This window comes from Paenibacillus sp. GD4 (assembly GCF_030846225.1).
GTDB lineage: Bacteria > Bacillota > Bacilli > Paenibacillales > NBRC-103111 > Paenibacillus_G > Paenibacillus_G silviterrae.
Window position 1 is genome coordinate 1639501 of the sequence record NZ_JAVCYK010000001.1, and the last position, 24969, is coordinate 1664469.

General features: G+C 57.7%; 24 protein-coding genes. 1 reads left to right on the plus strand and 23 read right to left on the minus strand.

Features of this window, described 5'->3' with window-relative positions:
• Positions 1 to 76: 76 nt before the first annotated feature.
• The gene (locus tag RAC89_RS07725; protein ID WP_306612813.1) at positions 77 to 949 is read right to left on the minus strand and encodes a metal-dependent hydrolase; all 873 of its coding nucleotides are present in this window, start codon (positions 947 to 949) and stop codon (positions 77 to 79) included.
• A gap of 407 nt (positions 950 to 1356) precedes the next feature.
• Between RAC89_RS07725 and RAC89_RS07730 the strand changes: the two genes are divergently transcribed.
• Positions 1357 to 1731 carry a helix-turn-helix domain-containing protein gene (locus RAC89_RS07730; protein WP_284641709.1) on the plus strand — a complete coding sequence of 125 codons (375 nt, stop codon included), beginning with the start codon at positions 1357 to 1359 and terminating at the stop codon, positions 1729 to 1731.
• A 36-nt stretch (positions 1732 to 1767) separates the two neighbouring features.
• Here RAC89_RS07730 and RAC89_RS07735 read toward each other — a convergent pair whose 3' ends face one another.
• The 22 genes from RAC89_RS07735 to RAC89_RS07840 form a co-directional block, all read right to left on the minus strand.
• The gene (locus tag RAC89_RS07735) at positions 1768 to 1953 is read right to left on the minus strand and encodes a hypothetical protein (RefSeq protein WP_306612816.1); all 186 of its coding nucleotides are present in this window, start codon (positions 1951 to 1953) and stop codon (positions 1768 to 1770) included.
• A gap of 132 nt (positions 1954 to 2085) precedes the next feature.
• A complete protein-coding gene (locus RAC89_RS07740) occupies positions 2086 to 2856 on the minus strand; it encodes a metallophosphoesterase (protein ID WP_306612818.1) in 771 nt (256 codons plus the stop codon).
• 160 nt (positions 2857 to 3016) lie between these two features.
• Positions 3017 to 3517 carry a VanZ family protein gene (locus tag RAC89_RS07745; RefSeq protein WP_306612820.1) on the minus strand — a complete coding sequence of 167 codons (501 nt, stop codon included), beginning with the start codon at positions 3515 to 3517 and terminating at the stop codon, positions 3017 to 3019.
• A 7-nt stretch (positions 3518 to 3524) separates the two neighbouring features.
• The gene (locus tag RAC89_RS07750) at positions 3525 to 3713 is read right to left on the minus strand and encodes a hypothetical protein (protein ID WP_284641717.1); all 189 of its coding nucleotides are present in this window, start codon (positions 3711 to 3713) and stop codon (positions 3525 to 3527) included.
• Positions 3714 to 3739: 26 nt separating this feature from the next.
• Positions 3740 to 5107, minus strand: a complete 1368-nt coding sequence (locus tag RAC89_RS07755; protein WP_306612823.1) for a sugar phosphate nucleotidyltransferase — start codon at positions 5105 to 5107, stop codon at positions 3740 to 3742.
• Complete coding sequence (locus RAC89_RS07760) at positions 5104 to 6267, minus strand: glycosyltransferase (protein WP_306612825.1); 1164 nt, start codon at positions 6265 to 6267, stop codon at positions 5104 to 5106. Before RAC89_RS07760 ends, RAC89_RS07755 begins: the two co-directional genes overlap by 4 nt.
• Positions 6267 to 7466: a glycosyltransferase family 4 protein gene (locus tag RAC89_RS07765; protein ID WP_306612827.1), complete on the minus strand. Its 1200-nt coding sequence runs from the start codon at positions 7464 to 7466 to the stop codon at positions 6267 to 6269. The genes RAC89_RS07760 and RAC89_RS07765 overlap by 1 nt, the downstream gene beginning before the upstream one ends.
• A complete protein-coding gene (locus RAC89_RS07770) occupies positions 7447 to 8652 on the minus strand; it encodes a glycosyltransferase family 4 protein (protein ID WP_306612829.1) in 1206 nt (401 codons plus the stop codon). Before RAC89_RS07770 ends, RAC89_RS07765 begins: the two co-directional genes overlap by 20 nt.
• 30 nt (positions 8653 to 8682) lie before the next feature.
• Positions 8683 to 10593: an asparagine synthase (glutamine-hydrolyzing) gene (gene asnB / locus RAC89_RS07775; RefSeq protein WP_306612830.1), complete on the minus strand. Its 1911-nt coding sequence runs from the start codon at positions 10591 to 10593 to the stop codon at positions 8683 to 8685.
• Positions 10594 to 10647: 54 nt separating this feature from the next.
• Positions 10648 to 11673 (minus strand): NAD-dependent epimerase/dehydratase family protein, encoded by a 1026-nt coding sequence (locus tag RAC89_RS07780; protein ID WP_306612831.1) that lies wholly within the window; start codon positions 11671 to 11673, stop codon positions 10648 to 10650.
• Positions 11674 to 11699: 26 nt separating this feature from the next.
• Positions 11700 to 12773, minus strand: a complete 1074-nt coding sequence (locus tag RAC89_RS07785) for an acyltransferase family protein (protein ID WP_306612832.1) — start codon at positions 12771 to 12773, stop codon at positions 11700 to 11702.
• Positions 12728 to 13912 (minus strand): glycosyltransferase, encoded by a 1185-nt coding sequence (locus RAC89_RS07790; protein WP_306612834.1) that lies wholly within the window; start codon positions 13910 to 13912, stop codon positions 12728 to 12730. The genes RAC89_RS07785 and RAC89_RS07790 overlap by 46 nt, the downstream gene beginning before the upstream one ends.
• Positions 13913 to 13915: 3 nt before the next feature.
• The gene (locus tag RAC89_RS07795; RefSeq protein WP_306612836.1) at positions 13916 to 14911 is read right to left on the minus strand and encodes a glycosyltransferase family 2 protein; all 996 of its coding nucleotides are present in this window, start codon (positions 14909 to 14911) and stop codon (positions 13916 to 13918) included.
• Complete coding sequence (locus tag RAC89_RS07800) at positions 14886 to 16082, minus strand: glycosyltransferase family 4 protein (protein WP_306612837.1); 1197 nt, start codon at positions 16080 to 16082, stop codon at positions 14886 to 14888. The genes RAC89_RS07795 and RAC89_RS07800 overlap by 26 nt, the downstream gene beginning before the upstream one ends.
• The gene (locus tag RAC89_RS07805; protein ID WP_306612838.1) at positions 16079 to 16687 is read right to left on the minus strand and encodes a serine O-acetyltransferase; all 609 of its coding nucleotides are present in this window, start codon (positions 16685 to 16687) and stop codon (positions 16079 to 16081) included. Before RAC89_RS07805 ends, RAC89_RS07800 begins: the two co-directional genes overlap by 4 nt.
• A gap of 13 nt (positions 16688 to 16700) precedes the next feature.
• Positions 16701 to 17843, minus strand: a complete 1143-nt coding sequence (locus tag RAC89_RS07810) for a glycosyltransferase family 4 protein (protein WP_306612839.1) — start codon at positions 17841 to 17843, stop codon at positions 16701 to 16703.
• 24 nt (positions 17844 to 17867) lie between these two features.
• A complete protein-coding gene (locus RAC89_RS07815) occupies positions 17868 to 18737 on the minus strand; it encodes a glycosyltransferase family 2 protein (protein ID WP_306612841.1) in 870 nt (289 codons plus the stop codon).
• 17 nt (positions 18738 to 18754) lie between these two features.
• The gene (locus RAC89_RS07820) at positions 18755 to 20128 is read right to left on the minus strand and encodes a lipopolysaccharide biosynthesis protein (RefSeq protein WP_306612842.1); all 1374 of its coding nucleotides are present in this window, start codon (positions 20126 to 20128) and stop codon (positions 18755 to 18757) included.
• Positions 20128 to 21453, minus strand: coding sequence for a glycosyltransferase family 4 protein (locus RAC89_RS07825; protein ID WP_306612844.1), 1326 nt, complete (start codon positions 21451 to 21453; stop codon positions 20128 to 20130). The genes RAC89_RS07820 and RAC89_RS07825 overlap by 1 nt, the downstream gene beginning before the upstream one ends.
• A complete protein-coding gene (locus RAC89_RS07830) occupies positions 21419 to 22864 on the minus strand; it encodes a hypothetical protein (RefSeq protein ID WP_306612846.1) in 1446 nt (481 codons plus the stop codon). The genes RAC89_RS07825 and RAC89_RS07830 overlap by 35 nt, the downstream gene beginning before the upstream one ends.
• A complete protein-coding gene (locus RAC89_RS07835; RefSeq protein ID WP_306612849.1) occupies positions 22845 to 23990 on the minus strand; it encodes a glycosyltransferase family 4 protein in 1146 nt (381 codons plus the stop codon). Before RAC89_RS07835 ends, RAC89_RS07830 begins: the two co-directional genes overlap by 20 nt.
• A complete protein-coding gene (locus RAC89_RS07840) occupies positions 23987 to 24967 on the minus strand; it encodes a glycosyltransferase family 2 protein (protein WP_306612851.1) in 981 nt (326 codons plus the stop codon). The genes RAC89_RS07835 and RAC89_RS07840 overlap by 4 nt, the downstream gene beginning before the upstream one ends.
• Positions 24968 to 24969 lie beyond the last annotated feature (2 nt).

Consider the following 24969-nt stretch of genomic DNA (forward strand, 5'->3'; position numbering starts at 1 on the left):
TTGCCTGAAAATACGCTGAAGAGAAGCTGAAGCTATGCTGAAATTGTTGGTTTTCGGCTATCCGGCTTTTCACTCATTATTTCTTCCCTATATATTCGAACAAGAACGACTCTCCGTTACGGTAAAATCGCGGATCGTACAGACCGAGCCGCTGCTCGTCATCTACGATGACTACAAACGGGGACCACTCGAGAAGTGTAGCCGCCTTAGGATTCTGCGCAAATAGCGGCCCCAGCTCCGCGTTCTCTGCAGACCTCAGCTCGACTACAGGCTGCGGCTTGCTCCAGACCGACCCCTTCGACAGGACCACCTGCTCCCCGCTCTTCCCTACCACCGTGAACACGCCCGGAACAAAATCGGCAGACAGCGCGACCTGCTCATACTGGCCCTTGGCCTGCTCATAGAGCACAGAGCCTTGAACCGACTGCAGCACAACGTGCAGCAGCATGAGCCCCCATACAGCGCGATATACCTGATGAGATTTCATACGTCCGCGTCCGAAGCGAACGACAAGTAATCCGCCCAGCATCAGCGCCCAGAATACCAAATCGACTATAGGAATCGTTCCAAAGGTAATTCTCATGTTTGACAACGGCTCGAAATAGCCTGTTCCCCAGGCATTGAACAGATCGCTGGAATCGTGAATAAATACAGCCAGCATCGTGAACAAAAACCAACGCCGCATCCCCGTTCTCCAGAAGAGATGGGACAAGCCGGACAGTAGCGCAGCCCACACCGGCACCAGAAACACGGAATGGGTTAATCCGCGGTGCCACATTTGATATCTCCCTGCCGTATCCCACCAAGCGGAGATCACGTCAATATCGGGAATTTGCGAGCCCGCAAGCGCCGTGAAGAGCAAGGATTGCTTTTCCTTCCTGGACATTCGGCTTTTATCGACAGCTCCATATAAGGTTAAGCCGAATAACGTATGTGTAACGGTATCCAATCGTTTCCCCTCCGCAATTCCTAAGAATGAACACTCATTCCAGTATAACGCAAGGAAGGATAGCGCGAAAAGTAACCGTAACGACACGAAAATATACCTAAGATTAAGATACTTTTTGTATCAAAAATATATTGTTTCGCAGTAAGAAATAGAGGGTAATTAATGAAAGAGAGCCTACCGGATGCCTCTAGATTTGGGATGTAGGACCTATATGAACTAACATATCTTACATTTTTAACCATATAAATTATACATATTGTTACTATATCAAGTGAAAATTCGGTTAACTACCCCACAAAACAATTAATATTATACGAACTGTATCATTGAGTTGTTTTACGTGTAGGACTTTCATAAGGTATAATATTTCCATTACTAGTCAGCTAACACGGGAGGATTTGGATCAGATGAAATACGGACATCGCATCGCGAGCCTGCGGGATGACAGAAAGCTGACACAAGAGGAACTGGCGAGCAAAGTTGGAATTACTCGTGCTGCCTTATCTCATTACGAGAATAATCGCAGAGAGCCGGACTATGATACGATTCGGAAAATCGCCGATTTTTTTGGAGTATCGATTGATTATTTAATGGGGCGCAGCGACGAAACAGGAAGCAGTTTGGATAAGGATGTGCTCGGCTTTGTCAACGATTTGGAGCTTTCCGACGAGGCGATCATGGAGAAATTGAACTTGAAGATTGACGGATACGTCCTGACGCCGGAAGAAACCAAACGTTTCATCGCTTTCATTCGTGCGGAGCGTTCTTTGAATTCGAAGTAAACCGCCTGTGCGGGGAACGGAACGTTACCGAATTCGTCAGGAGGGTACGGCAGAGGAGGTCTCGGATTCGTACGGAGGGGGCAATTCTGCGGAAGAGTAAGCCATCCGATTCTCGATCCTGTGTTGATCCAGTACATCCGATTCAAGAAGCTTCTCCATGCTGATGTTAAGACCTGTCAATATATTGCGAATATCGATCGTCTTTTTTGAAACTTCCATCATTTAGCACTCTCCATCCTTTACTCTGGCGAATACTTACTCATTCCGTATGTATTATATATAAAGATGGTGGAAAAGACTGTCAGTTATTCCCGTTCGTTTTGTCGAATACAGCTAAGTTAAAATAAATTCTTCTTAAAGATAATGAAGTGTTACTTCACTTCTTACCATGAATCTGCAATTCAATCCCGCCTGACCGATTCCCTTCGAAATATAAAAGGTCCCGAAGTTCCCCTGGTGAAGCCCCTTGTAAATTCCTTTCGAAGGCAGAGCTCCTTTCCGTTTGATTGCAAAGAAAAAGGGCAGGTTAAACTGCTTGCCATGCAAATGACCTGACATCAAATAGCTGTACGGCTTTCTCAGCTCGCAAACTACGTTCGGATCATGGGTCAGGATGATGGCGGGCACATTCGGCTTTACCTTGCGAAATGCAGCCGGTAAACGACTGTGGCCGCTGCCGTAATCGTCGATGCCCACCAGCTGGAAGCCATCCATCTGAAGCGATTCGTTCCGCAGCACGCGAATGTCCAGCCGGGCAAGCAGCCGAAGCAGCATACGAACATCGTTCATTTTATAATCATGGTTGCCGAGTACGGCATACATGGGAATTCCGCATGCTTTGAGCCGTGTCAAGAACTGCTCTACTCGCGGGAGGTAACGTTCCTTGCGGGTAAAATCGCCGGTAAGAACAATCAGGTCGGGTGTTTCCTTGTGAATGAGCTTCAGCAGGCGTTCAGGCGAAACTCTGAGCATTTCCACATGCAGGTCGCTGATCTGCAGAATGGTCAATTGCAGGTTCAACGGATGTCGGACACGCTCGATCTTCAGCCATTGTGTCGGGAGGATGAACAAGCAATAGACGACGAGAGAGGCAAGTAGCAGCGCAAGAAGAAGCAATAAGGTCAACGGCAATCTTCCTTTATATATGTAAGAATAAATCACATTATAACCGTTCTCGCGGTTCCTCGTTGTAGTTTTGTGTATGTCGAATGGAAAAAGTTTCAGTTGAATGTGTCGATTCTTATTAAATATTATTTACTGCTTCCCAAAAGCGTCCGGTCGTCCCCTAGGAGGAGACGGCCTTGCTTTTTGTTCTCTGCCAAAACACAGCCGCCGACTTACATAACAACAGCCCGATGAGTCCTCCTACGCAGTCCAGACCAACATCCTGCAGCGTCCCTTTACGCATGGTGCTGTGAGTCTGGTTCAGCTCATCCAGGAAGGCCGGAAACGCCACAAGCAGGAAGGCGAGCAGAAATCGCAGTCCCTTGGGCAGCCGATAGGGAAGCAGCGCGATGTACCCTAAGCCTCCCAGCATGGCATAGACGAACAGATGGGCCGCCTTGCGAAAGACGAATTCTACGAACTCATAGGGCGACTGCTTGGCCAGAATCATATCCCTTCCGTAGCGGAAGCGAAGATCGGGTACCTTCGCGCTAAGCTCCTGCTTCGTCACTTTTCCCTTAAGATAAGGAATAATCGTTTGTTTATGATACGATTGAGAGGATAACACAGCAAGCAAAAGCACCCAGCAAAGCAGCGGTAAAGCATAGCGTATTTTTCTCATGCGAGTCTCACTTCCTGCTGTATTTGTTCCATTTTTTCTTCGGATGCAGAGGCACGACCGTAAGTCCGTTCACGCAGCTGCTTAGACTGTATAGAAGGTCATAAGCCCTCTTTTTTCCGTATACTTCCAAGTAGGTACGGTCTCCATAACGGATCCCCCATTTGATCGGGTACTTCATCGCTTCAATCTGGCTCATCTCCTATTCCGAGCTTCCGCTCCGATCTAAGGCAGCATCAGGATGATTTCATCCCATGAGCTGCTGAGCCGGACAATGTCCTCCTCCGTCAGCTCGCTTCCGGACTGCACCTCAATGATCTCCAGGTCTTCCGTAGCCCGAATGCTGTGTCTTGTGCCTACGGGGATCTTGAGCACGTCGCCCGCTCGAACCGGATGAATTCGCTCGTTCAGGACAACCTGCCCATACCCGGAAATGACGGTCCACACCTCGCTTCGCTTCTCATGCAGCTGGTAGCTCAAATTCCGTCCTGCCGAGATGACGATACGCTTGGTCAGCACCTCCTGACCGTCAGGAAAACGCTTGTAGTCCAGCACCCGGTAGGAGCCCCAGCGGCGCTCCTCGTACATCGGACGCTGATCGAGGTTCTTGATCAGCTCCTTCACTCTCGGACTCGCATGCTTATCGGACACCAGAATCCCGTCAGGGCTAACGGAAACGATGACGTTCGACACGCCGAGCACCGCTACGGGAATGTCGAGCTCATTAATGACATGCGTCCCATGTGAATCGGGGCTGATGGTCCCTTTGCCGATCACGTCCACCTGCACCTCTTCCGTCAAGGTATTCCAGGTGCCGAGATCCTTCCAGCAGCCCTCATACGAAGTGACGACAAGCCGCTTCGCCTTTTCCAGCACCTCATAGTCGAAGCTGATCGACGGCAGGCTGTCATACACCTTGGCCATGGCCTCGTACTGAATCGGCAATCCTTTGGCTATCAGCAGATTGATGAGATAATCCAGCTTGAAGGCGAATACGCCGCAGTTCCATAACGCCTGCTGCCCGATCAGCTCCTCCGCCTTCTCCTCGCAAGGCTTCTCGGCAAAATGGCTCACCCGTTTCCAAGCCGCATCCCGAACAGCTCCTTCCTCCGGTACGATATAGCCGTATTTCTCCGACGGACAGGTCGGCCTTACTCCCATCAACGCTACTTCCGCCCCGGTATCCCGGATGATTTGCTCCAAATCCTTCATTTTTTCGAAAAAGGAGTCCTCCACATAGGGATCTACCGGCAAAATGGTAATGACCTCGTTTAAGCTCACGCCCTCCATGGAGTATAGATAGGTGGCAGCGAGTGCAATGGCCGGAAACGTATCGCGCCGATCCGGCTCGATGATGACAGGCACCTCACTGCCGATTTGACTCTGCAGCATGTCAGCCTGCCCCCTGCCGGTAGCAATATAAGCGTCCCGGGCGAGCCCCGCATCGCTCAGCTGCCCCCACACACGCTGCACCATGGACTCCAGCCGGCCGTGCTTCCCCCGTAACACCTTCAGAAACTGCTTGGATCGCATATCATTGGACAAGGGCCACAGCCGCTTGCCTGAGCCTCCGGATAACAGTACCAGCTTCATAACACCGCTCCTTTTTTCTTATGTGCCAGCGCAGGAACCGCGGGGCGTGCCGCCGGATTGCGCGAGCTTAGCTGCCCCTCGATCAAGGAGGCGAGGTTCCGGATGAAAACCTCCTCGCTGAACTGCTCCGCATGCTTGCGGATTTGCGCGGAATCCCAAGCGTAATGCGTGAGGCTTCGCAGCGCATGCTCCAGCGACTCTACCGTTTGCTCTGAGAAAAAGAGGCCGTTAACCTGAGGGATGACCGTGTCCAGTGCCCCTCCTCCCCGGTAAGCCACCACCGGGCGGCCGCAGGCGTTGATCTCCAGCGGCGTGATGCCGAAATCCTCCAGCCCCGGGAACAAGAACGCCTCGCAATGCTGCATGTAGCGCACCACCTCCCCGTCCGGCAGGCGTCCGAGAAACTGTACCGTCGGACCCGCAAGCCTCTTCAATCGGTCCCGGTCGGGCCCGTCTCCGATGACGATCAGCCGCTTGCCCATACGGGTGCAGGCCTCCACTGCGAGATCGATCCGCTTATATGAGACAAGCCGGGAGACGACAAGAAGATAATCGCCCGGAGGCTCCTTGGACACCTCGAAGCGCGAGACGTTGACGGGAGGATAAATGACCGGCGCGCTTCGGCCGTAATGCTGCTGAATGCGCTCCTGCACAATCGTCGAGTTAGCCACAAGCTGATGAACCCGGGCGGAGGTGGCGCGATCCCACCAGCGCAGCGGCTTGATCAGCAGGCGGGCCGCCGCCTTGAGCACGGGCGATGCTTCATTGCCTTCCATGTATGTGGCGAAATCCCAGGCGAACCGCATCGGTGTGTGGCAGTAGCAAATATGCCGCGTATCCCCCTTCACGGTAATCCCTTTGGCATAAGCGCTGCTGGAGCTGATCACAAGGTCATAGCCTCTCAGATCCATGGAGCGGACACCGAACGGGTACAGCCAGAAGAAGTGCTTGAATCGCCGCAGTATGCCGGGGATGCTCTGCATCCAGGTCGTGCGGATGTCCGCCCCCTGCAGCTCCGGAAGCAGCTTCCGGCGATCGGCAATCGTGGTGTAGATCGGCGCTTCGGGAAACATCCGGTGCAGCACCCCCACAACGCGCTCCGCTCCTCCCATCTGGTTGAGGTAATCATGCACGATGGCCACCTTTAGCGGCTGCTTCATCAGGAAATCTCCTTTCCTTTGCGCTCCAGCGGCAGTGGGTATCGGCCGGCCGGTGCGGTGATCGCTTGATAGACGCTCTCCACCTTGGCCACTGTGCTCTGAATCGTAAACCGTTCCTTCGCCCGCTCCTTGGCAAGACCCCCCAAGCGCTGCCGAAGCTCATGGCTTTGCAGCAGCTGGCCGGCGCATCGCGCCAGCCCGTCGATATCGCCCACCTCGTAGAGCAGGCCGCAATACTCATGGTCGATAATCTCCGGAACGCCCCCGGCATCGGTAGCGACAACCGGCACGGATTGGGCCATCGCCTCAATAATCACCCGGCCGAACGGCTCGTTATCCGAGCATAATAAAAGGAGATCCGCCGCACAGCAGATCTCCGTTACATCCTGTCGAAAGCCGGTAAAGCGGACGCGCTCCTCGATGCCGAGGTCTGCCGCCAGCCTGCGCAAGCCAAGATAATAGTCCGTATTTTCTTTGCGGAACTTCGCTTCGCCGACAACCCACAAATACACGTCCTGCCCCTGCTCAAGCAGCTGTTTGGCGGCAAGCACCGCATCGGATTGGCGCTTCCAAGGGGTAATCTGCCCAACGATGATCATCACCTTGCTCTTCATCGGTGTTTGGAACTCTTCACGCAGCTGCCTGCGGTTGCGTCGGCGCTCCATTTCGGTGAGCTCCTGCAGCTCCACACCGTTGTGGACGAGGAACATCCGGCCGTGAAGCCGGCTTCGGTCGAAGCCGTTCAGCACCGGCTGGGAGATGCCGATGATCGCCGTTACGGTAAGACTCGCCAACCGGTTGATCGCCTTACCGATCAACCCTGACGGCGGAATATCCCGAACGTGCCAGACGAGCGGACACCGGTGCAGCCAGACGAACAGCGCCGCCATAATGCCGGCCCGTAAGGAATTGGCATGGATCAGCTCAACCTTATGCTTGCGCAGGATGACGGCCAGCTGTAAGCCTGCCCACAGCATTCCCAGCATGTGGAGGAGGAGCTTAAACGGATTCTTCGACAGCCTTGCCCGGTAGCTTGGGATCGCCACGGCCTGCACGCCCGATTCACGAGCCCGCTGAAGCAGCTCCCCCTCCGGGGCGAAGATGACCGGCTCCGCCTTCATCATGTTCCGCGCGGTAAGCAGAAGGCTGATCTCCGCTCCGCTAACGGTGCTGGTATGGTTATAGAACGCTACCTTCATAGCCTGCATGCTCCTTTCGCAATTGAATAGCTTGCTCGAGCACTTCCGTTACGCAAGCCGCAATACGGGGCCAGGTATAGTGCTGCAGCACATAATCGCGGCATGCCTCCCGCGACGGAATCGGGCACTCCCCCGTCAGAACGGACACCAGCTTCTGGGCCATCGCCTCCGGCGAGTGGTCCGCAAACAACAGCTGCTCGGACAGGCCCTCCAGAATTTCCTTGGTTCCGCCGTAGGGCGTACCCAGCACGGGGGTACCGCAAGCTAACGCTTCGGTGGTGACCAAGCCGAAGCCCTCCAGCGTAAGGGTCGGGACGATGCTGAGATCAGCCGCCTGGTACCAGTCCACCAGCTCCTCGTTCGAGACGCGGCCCAGCATGCGGACGCTGCCCTGCAAGCTCTGCTCCGCGATCAACGCCTTCAGCTCCTCCTCCAGCGGTCCTGCCCCGGCTACAAGAAGCACGGTGTCCGGTACGGCTGCGCACACTTGACGCATCGCTCGAATGAGTTGATCGATGCCCATCCTACGCACCAGCCTTCTTGCGCTGAACAGCACACGGGCATTCGGCGCGAGCCCGAGCCGCCGCCTAACACCCTCACGGTCCTCAGCCGGCCTGAACCGATGGATATCCGCCGCTCCCGGGATCACATGGATCCTGCTTTCGTCAATGCCGAACTCGCGGGACAGTACGTCCCGAAAGTAAACGCTCAGCACGATAAACGCGTCCGAGCGCCGGTAGACATTTTGCTCGATGCTCTTTTTCACAGCAAACCGAAGGAGATTCGGCAGCTTGGCTCCGCCCATATCCTCCACCATCGACTCATGCGCCCAAGGACCGTGGAAGTGGGTCACGATAGGGATATGGCTTGGGATGGCCGAACGGGACAGAAGCGAAGCATACAGGGCAAAATGCGGATTGAACACCTGCGGCCGGAACGCGGCGGCCCTCTCCTTCCCCGCCCGGTAAAACGATCGGATCCGGTTTAAGGTCGTCAGCTTGGCATCGCCGTGCATCACATCCCTGATGTAAGCCGGCGCAGGAGGCAGCGCTTGGCCTTCTCCTGTCAGCAGCCCCTCCACCTCATGACCGTAAGCGGCCATGGCCTTCAAATAATCGGCATAATATTGATTCAATCCGCCGGGGATATGCTCGAACCATTCCATACCGGTCGCTAAAATTTTCATTGTCTGCTTCACTCCCGCATCCCGCTTGGATTACACCGTCACCGGACTCGCCGAGACCAGCGCATCCGATCGCTTCAGCTTGCCGTCTACAAACATCAGGAACCACAGCTCCAGAATAAAAAGGGACCACAGCTTCTGGCCGTGATCCGCCTTGCCCTGCTCATGCTCTTCAAGCCATCTCCGGATAACCGCGCGGTTGAAGTAGCCTCTGGCATTCAGCTTCTCCGATAACAGCGTCTCGCGCACGAGACCGTTCAGCTCGCCGCGAAGCCACGCCGACATCGGCATATTGAAGCCCTTTTTCGGCCGGTACAGCACCTCCTTGGGCACATACCGCTCCGAGAGCTTCTTGAGCAAATACTTCGTTTGAAAATGTTTCGTCTTAAGCGGCGACGGGATCCGCGCGGAAAACTCTGCAAGCTCCGTATCCAGCAGCGGTGACCTCGCTTCCAGCGAGTGCGCCATCGTCATCGTATCCATCTTGACGAGCAGCTCATCAGGCAAGTAAGTCATCAGGTCGCCATACATCGCCTGGTCGACGTTGTCCTTGGCCTCGGCACGATCCCAGACCGCCTGGTACACCTGGTCGGGATGGTACCCGGCCAGCTGGCTGCGGTATTCGGCGGTGTACAGCTCGCTGCGGCTGGATCGCAAAGCCCGGTCAAAGATAAACGAATCCCGCGCGGACCGGGCTCCGGCCCGGATGACCTGCTTCATTGCGCTAAGCGACCGTAATCTCGGCTTGCCGCCGCCCTCCAGCAAGGCATGCAGCTGCCTGCGGATCGGAGCAGGCACGAGGCTGCGGTATGGCGATGCGAGCCGCTCCACCATCGGGCGGGCGTAGCCGGCGAACAGCTCGTCGCCCCCGTCGCCGTTCAGAACGACGGTCAGATGCTTGCGTGCCAGCTTGGCGACGTAATAGGTCGGCAGCATCGAGGAGTCGCCCAGCGGCTCGCCGGCATGGTAGATCAGCTCCGGCAAAATCGCGGACGTTTGCGGCCGGATGACCTCTTCATGATGCGCCGTGCCCCACCGCTCGCTGACCAGGCGCGCCTCGGCCCGTTCGTCGAATTGCGCCTCGTCGAAGCCCATCGTAATGGTCTTCACCGGCTTATCCGACAGCGTTGCCATCACGCCTACAACGAGGCTGGAGTCCACACCGCCGCTAAGGAAGGCGCCAAGAGGCACATCGCTGATCATGCGGCGCCGGACGGCCGAGCGGACCAGGCGGTCCAGTTCGTCCAGCACCTCCTCCTCCGACATCTTCACCTTGCTCGCAAAGGACAAGTTCCAGTAGGGACGGATGCTGCAGCTGCCCCTCCGGTAAGTAAGGAAGCTGGCCGGGGGCAGCTTGTGCACGCCTTGGAATATCGTCTTCTCCCCCGGCACGCACATGTACGTCAAATAATCGTCCAACGCGAGGGGGTTGATCTCCGGTACCCGGCCGTTACAGCCGAGCAAGCTTGGAAGCGTGGAGGAGAACAGCAGCCTGCCGCCCTCATGGGTATAGAACAACGGCTTCTTGCCGAAGCGGTCCCGGGCCAGATACAGCGTTTCCTTCCGTTGATCGTATAACGCGAAGGCAAACATGCCCTGAGCCCGCTCCAGCAGCCCCTCCATCCCCCACTCGACATAGCCGTACAAGAGCACCTCCGTATCGGTCGTAGAGCGGAACGGGTATCGCGGGGCCAGCTCCTTTTTCAGCTCCGGATAATTGTAAATCTCTCCATTGAAGGTAATGGAAACAAGGCCGTCCTCCGTCTGCATCGGCTGTCTGCCGTTGCGGCTGAGATCGACGATCGCAAGCCGCCGATGACCGAGAACAAGACCGGGCGCCACCTCCTCCAGACCGTAATCGTCCGGTCCGCGATGCTCCATAAGCTGCAAGCCCTTGTACAAGGTCTCCAGGCTGTAATTGATGCCTCCTACGATTCCGCACATACCGCTATCCCAACCTTCATTGTTTTATAGTTCTCCTAGTGCCGCCGCCATTAGCTAGATCTCGACAATTCCGCCGTACATTTCGCATTCCTTTACAATCTTGTGCCACTTCGTCAGCTCTTGGTACCATTTCAGCGTGATTGTCTGCTCGCGCTTGCTGATGCGTCCCGAGAACAAGGCATCGTAAATCTCCCTTGCCCCGTCCGCCACGGTACGTTGTGCCTTCCAGCCCAGCGTACGTTCGATTTTATCGAAATTGACCCGGTAGGAGCGGTGGTCCGGATCCCCGTACCATTCGATCCGCACTTGAACCGGAAGAGCCGCAGCAATCTCTTCGGCCAGCGGTCCCAGCTGGTAATTGCTCCCGTTCGAGCCCACGTTGAAAATGTGGCCGTTGATCCGCTCCTGCTCGGCCTCCAGCATCAGGCACATCACCTCCGCCGTATCCTGCACATGCACGAACGGGCGCCACTGCTCTCCCGACCGGTTCAGCGGGATGACGCCGTCCTCCCAAGCCCCCATGGTCATCGAGTTAATAGCAAGATCGAACCGCATGCGGGGGGAATAGCCGTACACCGTCGATTGCCGAAGCACGACGACGGTGAAATCATCATCCGCGAGCGGAAGAATATCCTGCTCCGCCCGTTCGTTCGCCCTGGCATAGGTGGTCAGCGGATTCGTACCGGAGCGTTCATCGACGACGCGATCCCCTTCGACAAAGCCGTAAATGCTGCAGGAGGAGGGAAGAATATATCGCTTGACCCCCATCCTCTTGGCGGTTTGGGCCGTATTCAAGCGCGACATGTGATTGATTTCGTAAGTCGCTACCGGGAACAGGTCTCCGCTCGGATCGTTCGATATCGCCACCAGATCGATCACCGCGTCCACACCTTCAAAATACTGCGTGCCGAGCCTGCGCGTGTCCTCTTTAATCAAAGTAAGATGCTCATGCGCCTCCAGCTTATCCGTCCCGAAGAAATACCGGTCGACCGCGAGCACCCGATAGCCTTTGAGCAGCAGCTTCGGCACCAAAGTGGATCCGATGTATCCCCCTGCGCCGGTGACTAGAATCGTTTTCATACGATGTCTCCTTTGTTTGTCAGGATTTATTTATGCGTTGCACGTACAAACCATCCGGCAGCATGCTTCCAAGGGAAAGGATGCCGCAGCCTTCTTCCGAGCAGAAACGGAAAGAAGCGGTTTATTCCATACATGACAGGAGAAGCCAGGACAAGAGTAAGCAGCACTCGCAGCAGCTCAAGCTTATAGCCTGAAGCGCTGAAAGGAAGACGCGACAGCAGCTTGGTGGAAATATTGAGCAGCGGCATATGTAAAGCCATTAATAATAAGGCGTTATTTCCAAAGTAACGCAGCAGCCCCGACCGGAGCATGCTGGAGAGCAGCAAGCAGCCCGTGAGACCCGCGAGCGCTCCGAGATAGAAGTCGAAATAGTGTCCGTGAACCTTCATATTCAGGTTCATGCGTTGATCGATAATGAGAAGGTTGATTAGAAGAAATAGTACTGTTGATACGATTCGTATCGTCAAGGACATCGTTAACAGCTTGCTATATCCATTCTTGAGCAAATGGCCCATCCCGAAAAAAACGATGGCCGTCAGAGCCACATCCGCGCCCCAGGGAAGCTTTACCGGGTTCCACAGGCCGTCGGCATATCCGGCAGCGGAGCAGATCAACAGAACGAACGCCAAGGCGGCGGGGGAGCGGAATGCCTTTTTCATCGTATAAAAGAGCACCTCTACCACGAACAAGCACGTGAGAAACCAAAGCGGCAGGTTGAAATCCATCCACTCTCTCGTTCCCGCCGAATAAACGATCCCAACCAGCTGCTGGACGATATTCAAATCCTGATAATACTCGGCGCTGCCGAAGTGATATCTGGCGAGAAAATAGCCGTAGGACAAACAAGCAAAAACGAAATAGGGCAGCAGCAGCGTTCGAGCCTTGCGGCTCAGGAAATCCGGGAAGCCTGCATACTTATCCATCGAGAACAAATAGCCTGAAAGGAAAAAAAACAGCGGCATATGAAACGAATTAATAAAGCTGCCGATCCATGTAAAATCAAGCGACGTATGGGCAAGGACGACCAGCACGATGCCGATCCCCTTCGCCGTGTCTATCCATTCGATTCGCTTGCCGCCTTGCGCGTTGCTGCTGTCCATACCTCTCGCCGTCCCTCTTGTTTACTTGACGTGCTTTGGGCTTCCTCTAGAATATCGTATACAAATTCGGTAACATTTCGTATCTGCCGTTCTTGATCGAATACCGATACATATGCGGGTACCCGGGCTTTCCATGCCTGTATGTGCTCATCCGTCAGCTGCTCCAGCAGCCCCCTCATATCGTGGATATAGGTGTCCTCCCAAGGCCTCGCCCCGTTCAGACGGATCATCCAATCCTGACCCAAGTCGTAGGCCATGGGGATTTTGCCGGTCACGATAGGCAGCTGCGCCGCCCAGTACTCGCTGACCTTCGTTGTATAGCGGAAGCTGCCGACCTGATCGACGCTTTGCGGCAGGCTGGCCAGATCCATCGCCGATAAGTAAGCGGCCACCTGCTCCCGCGGAACACGTCCCGTCAGGATGATGCCGGGATGGCCTGCAGCCAGCTCCTGCAGTCTTGACCGTCCGCTGCCGTCGCCGACGATCAGCACGGTGACGTCCTGGCGCTGGAGCTGCCGCATCGCCTTCACCAGCTCGAAGCCGTAGCAGTAGCCTACACGGCGGTTCCAGCTAAGTGAGCCGACGATGCCGACGACAATGTGATGCTCCGGTATGCCGTATCGGCTGCGGATACGGCTTCTCGCGGCCTGACGCTCTTCCTCCGTGAAGGCGAACGGTGCCCAGCCGGCCGCCGTCATGCTGAACGGCGTGCCATAGGTCAGCGCCCTCCCGGCCAAATAAGGCGTCCACCCGATGAAGCCAAGGGCCCTGCGGTACAGCAGCCGCTCATACATCGTGAACAGCGGACCAAGTATTGGATATTGGCCCGCCACGAACGGTCCGACGGCATCGCCGCTGCTCACCACATAGGGCACCTTGGATAATAGGCTGCCTATGAGCAGAGCCAGCCCTCCGGCGATGCCCGTGCCTTCCATGACGACCAAATCCGGACGCTCCTCCAGCATAAGCCGGATCAGCCTCCGGGTGTTGCTCAGCTTGCTTCCCTTATCGAAGGCGTACAGCTCGGCGTCCGGGATCTGCGACAGCAGCGACCGCAGCCGTTGCTCGTCATCGCCTCCGGCCCCCTGTGTAGCGAAGCCGATCACGCGGGGATGGCTTGCATTACTTTGCTTTGTCATTCGTCACCTGCTCTCTATTGGAGTCATCGTTTTGCTGCGGCTCCATTCGCGGCGGAAGGAGAGGTAGCCCCAGGAAGCTGCGAACCGGCAAGCATGGGAAAACGCCTGCGGCAGCTTGCCCTGCAGCGCCCTTACGGTCATTCGGACTAAGCATTTCATCATATCGGATACGGGCTGCTGCTTGAACGGAGAGCCTTGTGCACCTTCGCTGGTGATCATGTCGAACATGGCTGCGGTCCGGCCCCCGATGTAGGAGCGGCGAAGCGGCCATCCCGCTTGATAACGGCTACGGCCGATACGGTGAAGGACCGGTGCCTCCCGTTCGAACCAAGCCTTCCAGCCGTTCTGCAGCAGTCTCTTGTTAAACAGCGTTTCCTCTCCGGCTAACGGAGACGAGGCCGCGTCATTCCAGCCCAGCTGTTCATCGAACTGCAGTCCTTGGACCGCCGTGCGCCGGTATGAGGCGTTCACCCCGATGATCATATCGATCCCGCAAGGACCGCTTTCCGGCCCGGGGAAGCAGCTCATAAGCTCATCCGTGAGCGGCGACCTCCACCAGGGCTGCGGCTTGGTGCCCTCCGGCACGACCAGATGCGAGGGCCCGCCGCAGAGGCCTACCTCCGGCTGCTCCCGGAATACCCGCAGCAGCCGTTCCTGCCATGCGGTGTCGACGGGAGAGGCATCGTCATCCAGCATCGTAATGATCCCACCTTTGGCCAGCTGGAGCGCCTTGTTCCGGGCGCTGGACAAGCCGGGCTTCGGCTCGTGCGCGACGGTTACCCGGCAAGGGATACCGGCTGTACGGACGTGATGGCGGATGAGGGGCGTTTCCTCCCTGCGTCCGTTGTTGACAATCAGCAGCTCGGTCCGCCCGGGAAGCGTAAGCTTGCCGGGCAACAGCTCCAGCGTCCGCTTCAGCACCTCGGGCCTCCCGGCCGTGCAGATGACAATCGTATGCAGCAGCTCGCCGGATTTACCGGCCTCTTTCGTAAAGCTCAACCCACTCACCCTTTGCTGCCGCTTGACCGGCGGTTTTGTTCCCGTGCAGCTCCTCGAAGAGCTCGATGTACTTGCCCGCAACCGATTCCCAGCGCTGCCGCTCCGCGATGCTTCTCGCTTGGCCCCCCATGCGCTCGCGGAGCGCGGCATCCTCCGTCAGCAGTCTCATCGCCTCGCGCAGTCCCCGGACATCCTCGGCGTCCTCCAGCACAATCCCCGCGCTCGGAGCCGTATCCACCAGCTCGGAGACGCCGGACTGATACGTCGTAATGACGGGCAGCCCGGAGGCCAGCGCCTCGATCACCGCCAGCGTGCAGGCTTCATACCGGGAAGGAAATACGAAGAAATCGGCGTTGTTCATCAGATCGGCCATGTCCCGGCGAAAGTCCAGGAAATGGACCCGCTCCTTGAGGCCCAGCTCCGCGGCCAGCTGCGGGAACGGGCTGCCCTTCGTTCGTCCCGCCACGGCCAGATGAAGCCCGGGGACGTCCGTCATCGCCCTCAGCACGGAGTCGAGGTTCTTGCGGCTCGACTTGATATCCCCCGCGAACAGGGCCAGAGGCACTTGCTCCGGCAAACCCAGCTGCGCCCGGCTTACGCGTCGGAGGGGTGTGAATTCATCCGTATCCACCCCGTTGGAGATCACCCTCGTGCTTTCCGGCCTGCGGAAGCCCATCGCCTCGATCTCGTCCTTCACCTTGGCCGACACCGGAACCAAGTAGTCAGTGCGGGCGAACGCCACCTTCTCCAGCAGCGCATTCACGCCGGTGAACAGCAGCTGGTACCAGCCGGAGGCATTCCTCCGCTGATGGAAGGGATGTGCCTTCGATCGCAGCCAGGAGCCGTGCACATAATGCACCGCGTTCACGTCGCTTTTGACCCAGGTAATGAAGCCGTTGACCATCAGCAGATCGAGCTCGCGCCGGCGCGGAAGCAGCCGGGCTGTGCTGACGACCGAGAAGACCAGATTCTTGAGCAGCTGCGAGGGCCAGCCCTTCACAGGCACGGGAATCCACGATGTCCCGGCATGGTCCAGCAGCTCGGGCGTCACGCTGCTGGAGAACAGCGTCACCTGATGCCCTCTCCGCTGAAGCTCCTTTACCAGCTCGTAGTTGACTCTCGCCTGCCCGTCGCCCTTCAGCAGCTTATGCGTAACAATGCCGATTCTCACCCGCCGCCCACCTGCCTTCTAAGCTCATCGCAGTCGTTCAGAATGTAGCCCGCCGAGCCGCACAAGGAGATCACCTTGCCCGGAATGCCGACAACCACGCCGTGACTCGGAACATCCTTGGTCACAACGCAGTTCGCACCGATAGCCGCGTAATCCCCGACGCGAATCGCGCCGATGAGCTTCGCTCCCGGGCCGATATACACATGGTCGCCGATCACCGGGCAGCCGGCCCGCTCACCGCGGCTCGCCTGACCGATCGTGACGCCCTGGCTGACGTTCACATTCCTTCCGAGCTTCGCCTCCGGATTGATGAAGATTCCGCCGAAGTGGCTGATATAGAAGCCCTTGCCGATCTCCGTTCCGAAAGGGATATCTATCGTCAGCTTGTAGCGGTAATGCTTGAGCATCTGCCTTGCGGCGAAGAAGAGGGTCTTGTTCAGGATATGCGGCCGGGCTTCCCCGAAATAACGGCACACCCGCATCCAAAACGTATACTGAAACCCAGGCGTGCTTCTGAGGTTGGCAAGAAGCAGCTTCCGGTTCACCTTGCCCTCATATCGGTACAGATCTGCTGCAATGAGCTCCCGTAAATGTCCAAATGTCATGACGAACCCTACTTTACCCCGAGATTTGGTGGTACCAGGCCACCTGCCGCTCCAAGATATCCTTCTCCATGAAGCGGCTCCTAACATTCTCCACCGCCTGCTCCGACATGCGGCTCCACTGCTTCGGATCCGTCAGGAGCGTCAGCAAGCCTGCAGCGAAGCCTTCCTTGTCGTCCAACTCATAGAGGAAGCCGTCCTCCCCGTGTCGTACGAGCTCCGGAGCCGCTCCCGTCCGCCAAGTGACGACCGGCAGCCCTGTGCTCATCGCCTCCAGGAACGGGATGCCGAGCGTCTCGGCCCTGGAGGCGGAGACGAAGACGCTCGCCCGGCCGTAGTACTGATGCAGCTGCGTTCGCGGCGTCGCCGGGATAAACTCGATCTGCTCGAATACGCCGAGCTGCCGGGCCGTATCCATCAGGTACTCGCGGTAGGAGGTGCGGTTCGGCCCGGTCGGTGTGTCCTGACCGAGCAGGATGAGCCTCAGCTCCGGCAGCCGTTCCTTCAGCATAGGGAGAATCCGCACCAGATCGATCGCCCCCTTGCGGCGATCCATGCCCCCGACATAGATGAGCGTCGGTCCCTGGAAGCTCTTCCTCACCGCCTCCGTATGACCGATCGCATGGGGGTCGATGCCGATATGGCATACGTCGATGCGGGAGGCCTGCAGGCCGAAGTCGCGCACGAATTCCTCCTTCAGGAATTCCGAGTTCGCCAGCACGCCCGAGCTGAAGTGCACCTGCAGCCATTCCTTATAATGCTGCTTGCCCTTGGCCTGCTGTTGGCCGTGCACCCGCTGCACCCAGAGGTTGTGGCCGTGACCGCGGGTGATGATGCGGCCGGCCTTCTTCGGCAGCAGCATTGCGGGAATCGCCCCGTGACCGCCCCACTCCGGGAATTCCACGATATCGAACCGCTGCTTCCGCAGCCAGAAAAACACCGTAACGTCCCAAGGGAGCTTGCCCTTCCGCGGCAGCCCTACCCAACGGATGCCGCTGCCGCCGCTTTGGAAGGCGCTTTTCGATTGGCACAAAATCGTAACCTCATGCCCCTTCTCCGCCAGCATGCGGGTATACCGCAGTATGTACTGGCCGATGCCTCCCGGGATGATCGCCGAAGGTCCGACGATCTCCTCTTCACTTACCATGCATATGCGCATGACTTGAACCCTCCTGAGCAGCATTTATGCGGACATGCCCGAGTGCTTGCCCTGCTTCCGGTGAATCCGGATGTATCCCATCGAGCCGAGCACGGAGCGCATCGCCCCGGCAAATCCCTTCTTCCCTTCCGACCGGACTCCATACTGAAGCGTATGGAGGAAGGCGACCATTAGAAAAGCAACGGCCTTCAGCCGCTTGCGCTCCGTGTATAAATACCGCTTGAAGGTCGCATACAGCCTCGACGTTTCGACATGGGGCTTGTAGTAGTCCCGATTGACCTCCGACGGGTAATGGTAGTTCACCGCCCCTTCCAGCAGCCGGATCGGGTACCCCCTTCGCACGGCTCGAGTGGCCATATCGACCTCCTCATAGCCGTAAATCAACTGCTCGTCGAAAAGCTCCTCGCGAAACAGCTGCGCCGGAAACACCGTGCTGTTGATGACGATCGTATTCAGCGCCTCGCCGTCCTTGTACTTGCGGTTCTGGAAGCCGAGGAACGTCTGATCGTGCGGATAAATGATAACGCCGTTCTTATTCTCCAGCCCGGTCAGAATGAGCTTGCCGCCGTATGGCTCCTTCTGCTCCTGGAACGCCTGCTTCATCCTGGTGAAGAAGTCCCTGGCCAGCACGACATCATCGTCGATAAAAAGAACATGGGTTCCGGTCACCGCCCGAAGGGCGTTATTCCGGTTGGCGGACAACCCCTTTTTCGGACCCGGTACATAACGAACCGCCGGAAAATACGCCTCCAGCAGCTGCTTCGTCCGCAGATCCGTACTGTCGTCCGACACGACGATCTGATAGACCGGCACCTCCGACTGCTCCAGCGACTTGAGCGCCTTGTACAGATCTTGCGGCCGGTTGCGGGTACAAATGCACACGCTGAATTGCATGAGCTGCGTTCTCCCTTCTAGACGGATAGCTTGCCTCTCCATTTCACACTAACCTTGCGCCAAATTCCGAGCCCCAGGCTTGTGATTTCCTGCAGATCGGCCGGACCGGGAACGATGTCCCGCAGACGGATCCGCTCGATCGCCACCTGATACCACACGAAGCGGACCAGAAAGCTCATCATGAACCCGATCAGCGTGGATAACGCCGCACCGGCGATGCCCCAGGCATCCAGCGTAAAGAGCATGCTTCCGAGCGTCGCTCCCGTATAGGCCCCGGTGGCTACCGTATTGTGCAGCGTCCGGCCCGTGCTGCTGAGCGCATCCCCAAGCAGATCGGAGAGCCCGCCGAAGAGCGCATTCGGCAGCAGGATGAGCGCCGGCAGCACCGCAGCCGTATAAGCCGCTCCGAAGAAAAAGGGGATGACTATGGGCTCCGCAAGCCCCAGGAGCAAGGCGGAGCAAGCCGTGGCCAGCGCCGCAAGCCGGAAAAACCGGCATAGCTTGGCGTGAAGCAAATGCGGCTGCTCCTTGACCATATCCGGAAAGCTCGTAATGCCGATCGCCTTCGGTATCGCCCATAACACCCCGGTAGCGCTGGTGGCCGTCTGGAAGAAGGCCAGCGACGCTGGAGTGAGTGCGAACAGCATGATTTGCGCCCCGCTTCCCCCAAGCACATTGATTACCGAGCCGCCGTAGCCCCGCAGACCGTACCAGGCACCGTCCTTAAAGATGTCCCAGCGAAACCTTCCAAGCGACCGAAGATACGCCCGCGCCTGCCACAGGAAAGGAACCATACCCGCCGTAGCGATGACTGAGCTCGTCAATAGACACAAGCTGACGCTTAGGGCACCGGTCAGAAAATACGCCAGCCAGAGAGAGGTCAGCACGGCCGGCACCCCGATGCGCACCAGATTGATCAGGGAAAAGCGCTGCTCCGCCGCCAGCACGCCCGACAGCATGCTGATGACCGGTCCTCCGAACGAAGAAGCGAAGTAGACGTAGGCCATGATTCGCTCCTGCTCGCTCAGATGCCCCTTGATCATGTAGTCCGCCAGCACGGCAACGATGCCGACACAGATCACACCGGTGCCGAGAGCCCAGCCCAGCATCGTGGCGAATACGTCCTTCTTGCGCTGTGAATCCGTACATTTGCCCCACAAATAAATGGTGGCCATATAAATCCCGATGTCGCACATACCGACAACAAAACCGCTCCACATCGTAGTCCCTAGGTAGACACCCCGGTCGTCAGGAGTCAATCCGCGGGATAAAATTATCGCCGAGAACACGTTGATAGCCAGTACGCCGAACATGCTCAGGAAAGTCTGCAAGGTTTGCATCAGTAATCGGGCTTGCCCCCGGGGGGCTGCCGTCGTGCTTTGTGCGTCCATTAATACCTCACGGCAGCATGCTTATCATGGATTTGTTTGCTTCGATGCCGGGCGCTGCCTTGACCGCGGTCCGGCGACATCGTCATGCCCTTCAGCTTGGAGATCAAATCCGTTACGATCGTCGTGTGGGAAAATAAACGGACCGCTTCGGTACGGGCGATCTTGGCGATCTCCTCCCGCTTCTCCGTCTGCAGCTCCTCGAACAGTGCGCGCGCATGGCGCTCCAGCTCCGCCATATCGCCGACCGGGAAAACCCGGCAGCACGTCTCGTCTACTCCCTCCGATGCCCCGACCTTGTCGCTCGAGATAACCGGAATGCCGCAAGCCAGCGCCTCCCCGACCGTCAATCCGAAGGGCTCGTAATGGCTTGGCTGAATGAGCGCATCCACGGTGTGGTACAAATTCATCATCTCTTGGCCGGACACCTCGCCGATATATTGAGCCGTCTCCGGATTCAGGCCGTTCAGCAGGCCCCGGTAATCGGACCAGAGCGAATGGTTGCCGACCACGAGAATTCGTACCTTCCCGCCCAGATCCTGCAGACGGTGCGAGAGCTCGACGATCATCTCCGTGCCCTTCCTGACGGAAATCCGCGACACGAACAGGAACGTGATCCGGTCGTCCTTCCGCCCGGCCAGCCGCTGTGCAAGCGGTGCGGCCGGGGGCCGGAACCGCTCGAGATCGATCGGGTTCGGTACGATGTAATCCGTCTTCTCGGATGGAAGCCGGTAATCCGTGCTCAGGTCCGCCGCGAAATTGCGGCTGATGCTCAGCACGTAGTCGGCGCTGCGGATGTGTCGCTTCTGTACGCTGGCCCGGGCCATCAGCATGCAGCGAACCGCCGCTCTCGTGAGCAGCGATTCGGAGCTCTTCGCCAGATGCGCCTCCCGCCGGTGCCACCGCAGCTCGCCTGCGGAATGGACGCTCGGATGCAGCACGATGGGCGGCAGCCTGCGCTTGTATTTGCGCAGCGCGTGCATCTCGATATGAGAGAACTGGTAGACAAGATCATATGGCTTCAGCTCATGCTGCTGCATCAGCCTCCTCGCCAGCTTCATCTCGCACTTCAGGTTGGCGTATTGGCCCGTAACAAACGCCATATAATTGTTCCGGCTGTACCAGCGGTTCCACTGCCAGCCGGACGACTGGCAGAAGAAGCGCAGCTTCGGCTGCCGCAGCAGCACCTCCGGCAAATATTTGATTTCACCGGGGAAGAAGCAGTCGATTTCGACCCCTTGCCTGGCCAGCTCCATCAGCAGCTGCCTGCCCACTCCCGAAGCCCCTCCGCCGTTATTCGGCATCGGGCCGATCCACGCGATTCGCACTTGATTTCCCCTTTTCCCTATCGATATATCCGATCATGAGCCAGATGAGGCCCGCCGTGGAGTAATGGCCTCCGTTCAGCCACTGGCCTCCTTCTGCGATGAGCACGCCGAGAATCATCAGGTGCAGACTGCTTCGATGCGACTCGCGAAAGGCCAGCGTCAGCGTTTTGATCATGATGATCGTATACAAGACCCCGCCGACCACGCCGGTCGCCAGAAACTTGTTGCTCAGATCGACCTCCGAGCTGACCGTCATGGAATTGAACTTGCCTGCGGCGATCGTTGTGCTGCCGAGACCGTGGCCAAGCGGATTCGCGATGCCTTTGGCAAAGCCTTCGACCATCATCACCAAATGCCCGACCGTCGTCGCTTCCTCCCCGAAGGGATCCGTCAAACCGATGACCGAATGGTAGATCAGGTCGTTCTCCATGTTGAGCTTGGTCATGCCTACCCCCAGCCCGGCGGTGACGACCACGGCCATCAGCCCGACGAGCAGCTTCTGCGAAGCCTTTCGTACATTCATTAGGGCGATAGCCATCATGGCGGCGGCTGAGGTCACGATGATCCCCCGGGCCGACTCGATGAACATCGCGCTTAGCAGCAGGGCCAATCCGAGCAGGGACAGCAGCTTGCCGGATTTGCTCTTGCTGCGCAGAAAATACACCCAGCCGATGATGCTGGCAATGCCTAGGTAATGCGCATACTCCGAGGCGCTCGTAAAGAAAGAGATCGGCCGAAACACGCTGTACACCTTCAAGGCCGTATAGCCGGAAAGATCGATCCACATATCCTCGAAATCCGAATACCCTAAGAAAAACTGCTTATACCCGTACACCGCGGAGATCAAGCCCACCGCGTATACGCTGGCTGCGATGAATTTCAGCTTCTTCTCATCCATGTATTGCCTGCCGAGGATCATGTAGCAGACAGGGACAATATAGAACATCACGCCCGCGAAGCCGGTAAACAGGCTCCCCTGCATCGGGTTGAACACCTGAAGGAGATCGACCAGCAGCATCCAGCGCACAAGCTGAAACAGCCGGGTATCGTATTCAATCGGAAGCTTATTCTTATAGGTGTCGAACACCCACTTGGAGACCAGTACAAGAATCATGAAGGGACCGACAACGACGAAGGGATCCATCGAGTTCCAGCCGGCAACCGGAATAAGAAGCCTACGGATGAAGCCTAGAAACGGCAAATACATCAGCAGCAGGTAGATCACGACGGTCGGCTTTCTTTGGCTGAACGCGAACAGCACCATGATCATGGAGCCGGCGACCAGCAGGCGCAGCTTGCTCGGGTCCGCCGCCATCCGGCCCAGGACAACAGCTGCCGCCAGGCAAAATAGTGCAAGCAGCAGCGTGGTTACCCAGGGCTGCCTGGGAAGCTTAAGGACGCTCGTAATCAATGCTCATCTCCCTACTTCCGCATATCGTTTGGCATAAAGCCGCCACTTCCTTAGCCAGCCGCTCCGTCCCGAAGTCCTGCGCCCGCATGTACCCGGCCTCGCTAAGCCGGCGGTACTCCTCCGGGTCCGCGATCAGCCGCTCCATCGACGATGCCAGCCCTGCGGCATCGCCCGGAGGCACCAGCAGCCCGTTGACGCCGTGCGTGATCGTCTCCAGCGGTCCCCCTGCCTTGGAAGCGATCACCGGCTTGCCGGACGCCATGCCCTCGATGATTACCATTCCGAAGGGCTCCTCGAGGGAAGCGTGCACCAGCACGTCGAAGGCTCGCACCCATCGGGCGCTGTCCGGCTGATGGCCGGCGAAGGTGATCCGTGACTCCATTCCGGCCTGCTGTGCTTGACGCCGCAGCTCCGTCGGATAATCCGGCTCCGAATAATGCTCCCCGCCCACCACGACGAAATGCACATCCTCATGCCGCCGTGCCAGCTTCGCCGCCGCATCCAGAAACGTATGCACCCCTTTCCAGCGCTGCAGTCTTGCGACCAAACCGAGAATTCGTTTGCCTTCCGGCAGACCCAGCTCTTTCCTCGTCTTCTGCATGGCCGCATGACTTACCCGGAAGTACGCCTGCAGGTCGACGGAGGGATGAATGACCGCTGCCGACAGCCTCGGTGTTACACGCTTTTGGTGCTTCAAAGCAGCTGTTGAGGGACACAACACCGCTTTGGAGGGGATATAGCCGTAGCACTTCTCCAGCAGGTCCTCCCCCGCAATCCCGTGCTGATACCACAATGCCGGCACCTTGGCCAGCACAGCGGCAGGTCCTGCGTAGAGATGCGCCTTGCTCATCCACGATAAGACGGCATCCGCCCCTTCCTGCTTCAGCCACGCGTACAGGAGCTTAACCGTTCTCGCATAACGGCCCGCCTGACGAAGCTTCCCCGCCTCGAACACCTGAACGCGGTACCCGAGCGCCTCGGCTTCGCGAGCCAGAGGACCGTCCTCGAAGAAGGCAAGCGAATAATCGATGAGCGCTGCTTGCCGGTTCGCCCGCAGCAAGTGCAGGAGCATGATCTCCGCACCGCCCCGGAGGTCCGCAAGCGGCATCACAATGGCTATTCTCATAAGCTCACCTCACCTGTTCTGGACTTTGTCCCGGCTCCGTCACCCCGCTTGCAGTAAGCTCTCCAGGTACGCCAGCCGTCTCTTCTTCCTTGAGCCGCCGCCCGCCACTTCCGGTTCGCCAGCGTTCCCTCCTTCAGCACCAGCCTCACCCACTGTAGCCAGCCGGGGGAGGAGGAAGATCCGATACACACCGCCCATAGGAGGAAAATCAACCGCTGCCACGCCGCCAGATGCTTCAGCAAAACGTACGTTTCGTTATGTACGGCGTTGCTTCCCGCCAGGGGATTGAAGCTGTTGCGCAGGTCCTCGTCGAACCGCTGCGCCGGGTAGTGATCGATGGCGACCTGCGGGTCGTAAACCAATCTCCAGCCGGCCTTCTTCACCGCCATGCTGAAGTCCATGTCGTTATAGACCTGGGCTCCGCTGCCCTTAAGCAGCGAATCGAATTGCAGCTGCCGGATGGCGCTGCGACGGTAGGTCATATTCGCTCCCTTGAGCAAATCAACCTCACGGGCACTCCCTGCCCCCAGGTGATGATTGCCGATAACCCGGCCGAACCACTGGATTTTCCCAACCACCTGCCTGGAGCCCGTCTCGGTCCGCCCGCTTTGATGCACCCAGTCGCGTCCGCCCAAGCCGCCCAGCCTCGGATCAGCCAGGAAATGCTCCTCAATCCGGCGAAGCCAGTCGGCCCTCGGGGCCGTATCGTCGTCGGTAATGGCTAGCACCTCACCGGAAGAGGCCTTCGCGCCGGCATTGAGCGCCGCTACCTGACCGGGTACATCCACGATGACCCGCGTAAGCCGCGAAGGGGTGACATCGGCCTCCTGGAGATAAAGCTGCGTCTCTTCATCCGTGTTACGCACGACCACCAGAATTTCGTCAGCCTGCCGCTCCTGGACCTTCAGTGCCTGCAAGCAGCGGTCCAAATCCCGTACTCTTCGATATGTAGGAATCATTACGGTAATCACCATCATGC

What these genes read in the sequence shown, in the direction of transcription:
- RAC89_RS07730 (WP_284641709.1), top strand. Translation starts at nt 1,357, where the DNA reads ATGAAATACGGACATCGCATCGCGAGCCTGCGGGATGACAGAAAGCTG.
- RAC89_RS07735 (WP_306612816.1), bottom strand. Translation starts at nt 1,953, where the DNA reads ATGATGGAAGTTTCAAAAAAGACGATCGATATTCGCAATATATTGACA.
- RAC89_RS07745 (WP_306612820.1), bottom strand. Translation starts at nt 3,517, where the DNA reads ATGAGAAAAATACGCTATGCTTTACCGCTGCTTTGCTGGGTGCTTTTG.
- RAC89_RS07750 (WP_284641717.1), bottom strand. Translation starts at nt 3,713, where the DNA reads ATGAGCCAGATTGAAGCGATGAAGTACCCGATCAAATGGGGGATCCGT.
- RAC89_RS07755 (WP_306612823.1), bottom strand. Translation starts at nt 5,107, where the DNA reads ATGAAGCTGGTACTGTTATCCGGAGGCTCAGGCAAGCGGCTGTGGCCC.
- RAC89_RS07760 (WP_306612825.1), bottom strand. Translation starts at nt 6,267, where the DNA reads ATGAAGCAGCCGCTAAAGGTGGCCATCGTGCATGATTACCTCAACCAG.
- RAC89_RS07765 (WP_306612827.1), bottom strand. Translation starts at nt 7,466, where the DNA reads ATGAAGGTAGCGTTCTATAACCATACCAGCACCGTTAGCGGAGCGGAG.
- RAC89_RS07770 (WP_306612829.1), bottom strand. Translation starts at nt 8,652, where the DNA reads ATGAAAATTTTAGCGACCGGTATGGAATGGTTCGAGCATATCCCCGGC.
- asnB (WP_306612830.1), bottom strand. Translation starts at nt 10,593, where the DNA reads ATGTGCGGAATCGTAGGAGGCATCAATTACAGCCTGGAGACCTTGTAC.
- RAC89_RS07780 (WP_306612831.1), bottom strand. Translation starts at nt 11,673, where the DNA reads ATGAAAACGATTCTAGTCACCGGCGCAGGGGGATACATCGGATCCACT.
- RAC89_RS07785 (WP_306612832.1), bottom strand. Translation starts at nt 12,773, where the DNA reads ATGGACAGCAGCAACGCGCAAGGCGGCAAGCGAATCGAATGGATAGAC.
- RAC89_RS07790 (WP_306612834.1), bottom strand. Translation starts at nt 13,912, where the DNA reads ATGACAAAGCAAAGTAATGCAAGCCATCCCCGCGTGATCGGCTTCGCT.
- RAC89_RS07805 (WP_306612838.1), bottom strand. Translation starts at nt 16,687, where the DNA reads ATGACATTTGGACATTTACGGGAGCTCATTGCAGCAGATCTGTACCGA.
- RAC89_RS07810 (WP_306612839.1), bottom strand. Translation starts at nt 17,843, where the DNA reads ATGCGCATATGCATGGTAAGTGAAGAGGAGATCGTCGGACCTTCGGCG.
- RAC89_RS07815 (WP_306612841.1), bottom strand. Translation starts at nt 18,737, where the DNA reads ATGCAATTCAGCGTGTGCATTTGTACCCGCAACCGGCCGCAAGATCTG.
- RAC89_RS07820 (WP_306612842.1), bottom strand. Translation starts at nt 20,128, where the DNA reads ATGGACGCACAAAGCACGACGGCAGCCCCCCGGGGGCAAGCCCGATTA.
- RAC89_RS07835 (WP_306612849.1), bottom strand. Translation starts at nt 23,990, where the DNA reads ATGAGAATAGCCATTGTGATGCCGCTTGCGGACCTCCGGGGCGGTGCG.
- RAC89_RS07840 (WP_306612851.1), bottom strand. Translation starts at nt 24,967, where the DNA reads ATGATGGTGATTACCGTAATGATTCCTACATATCGAAGAGTACGGGAT.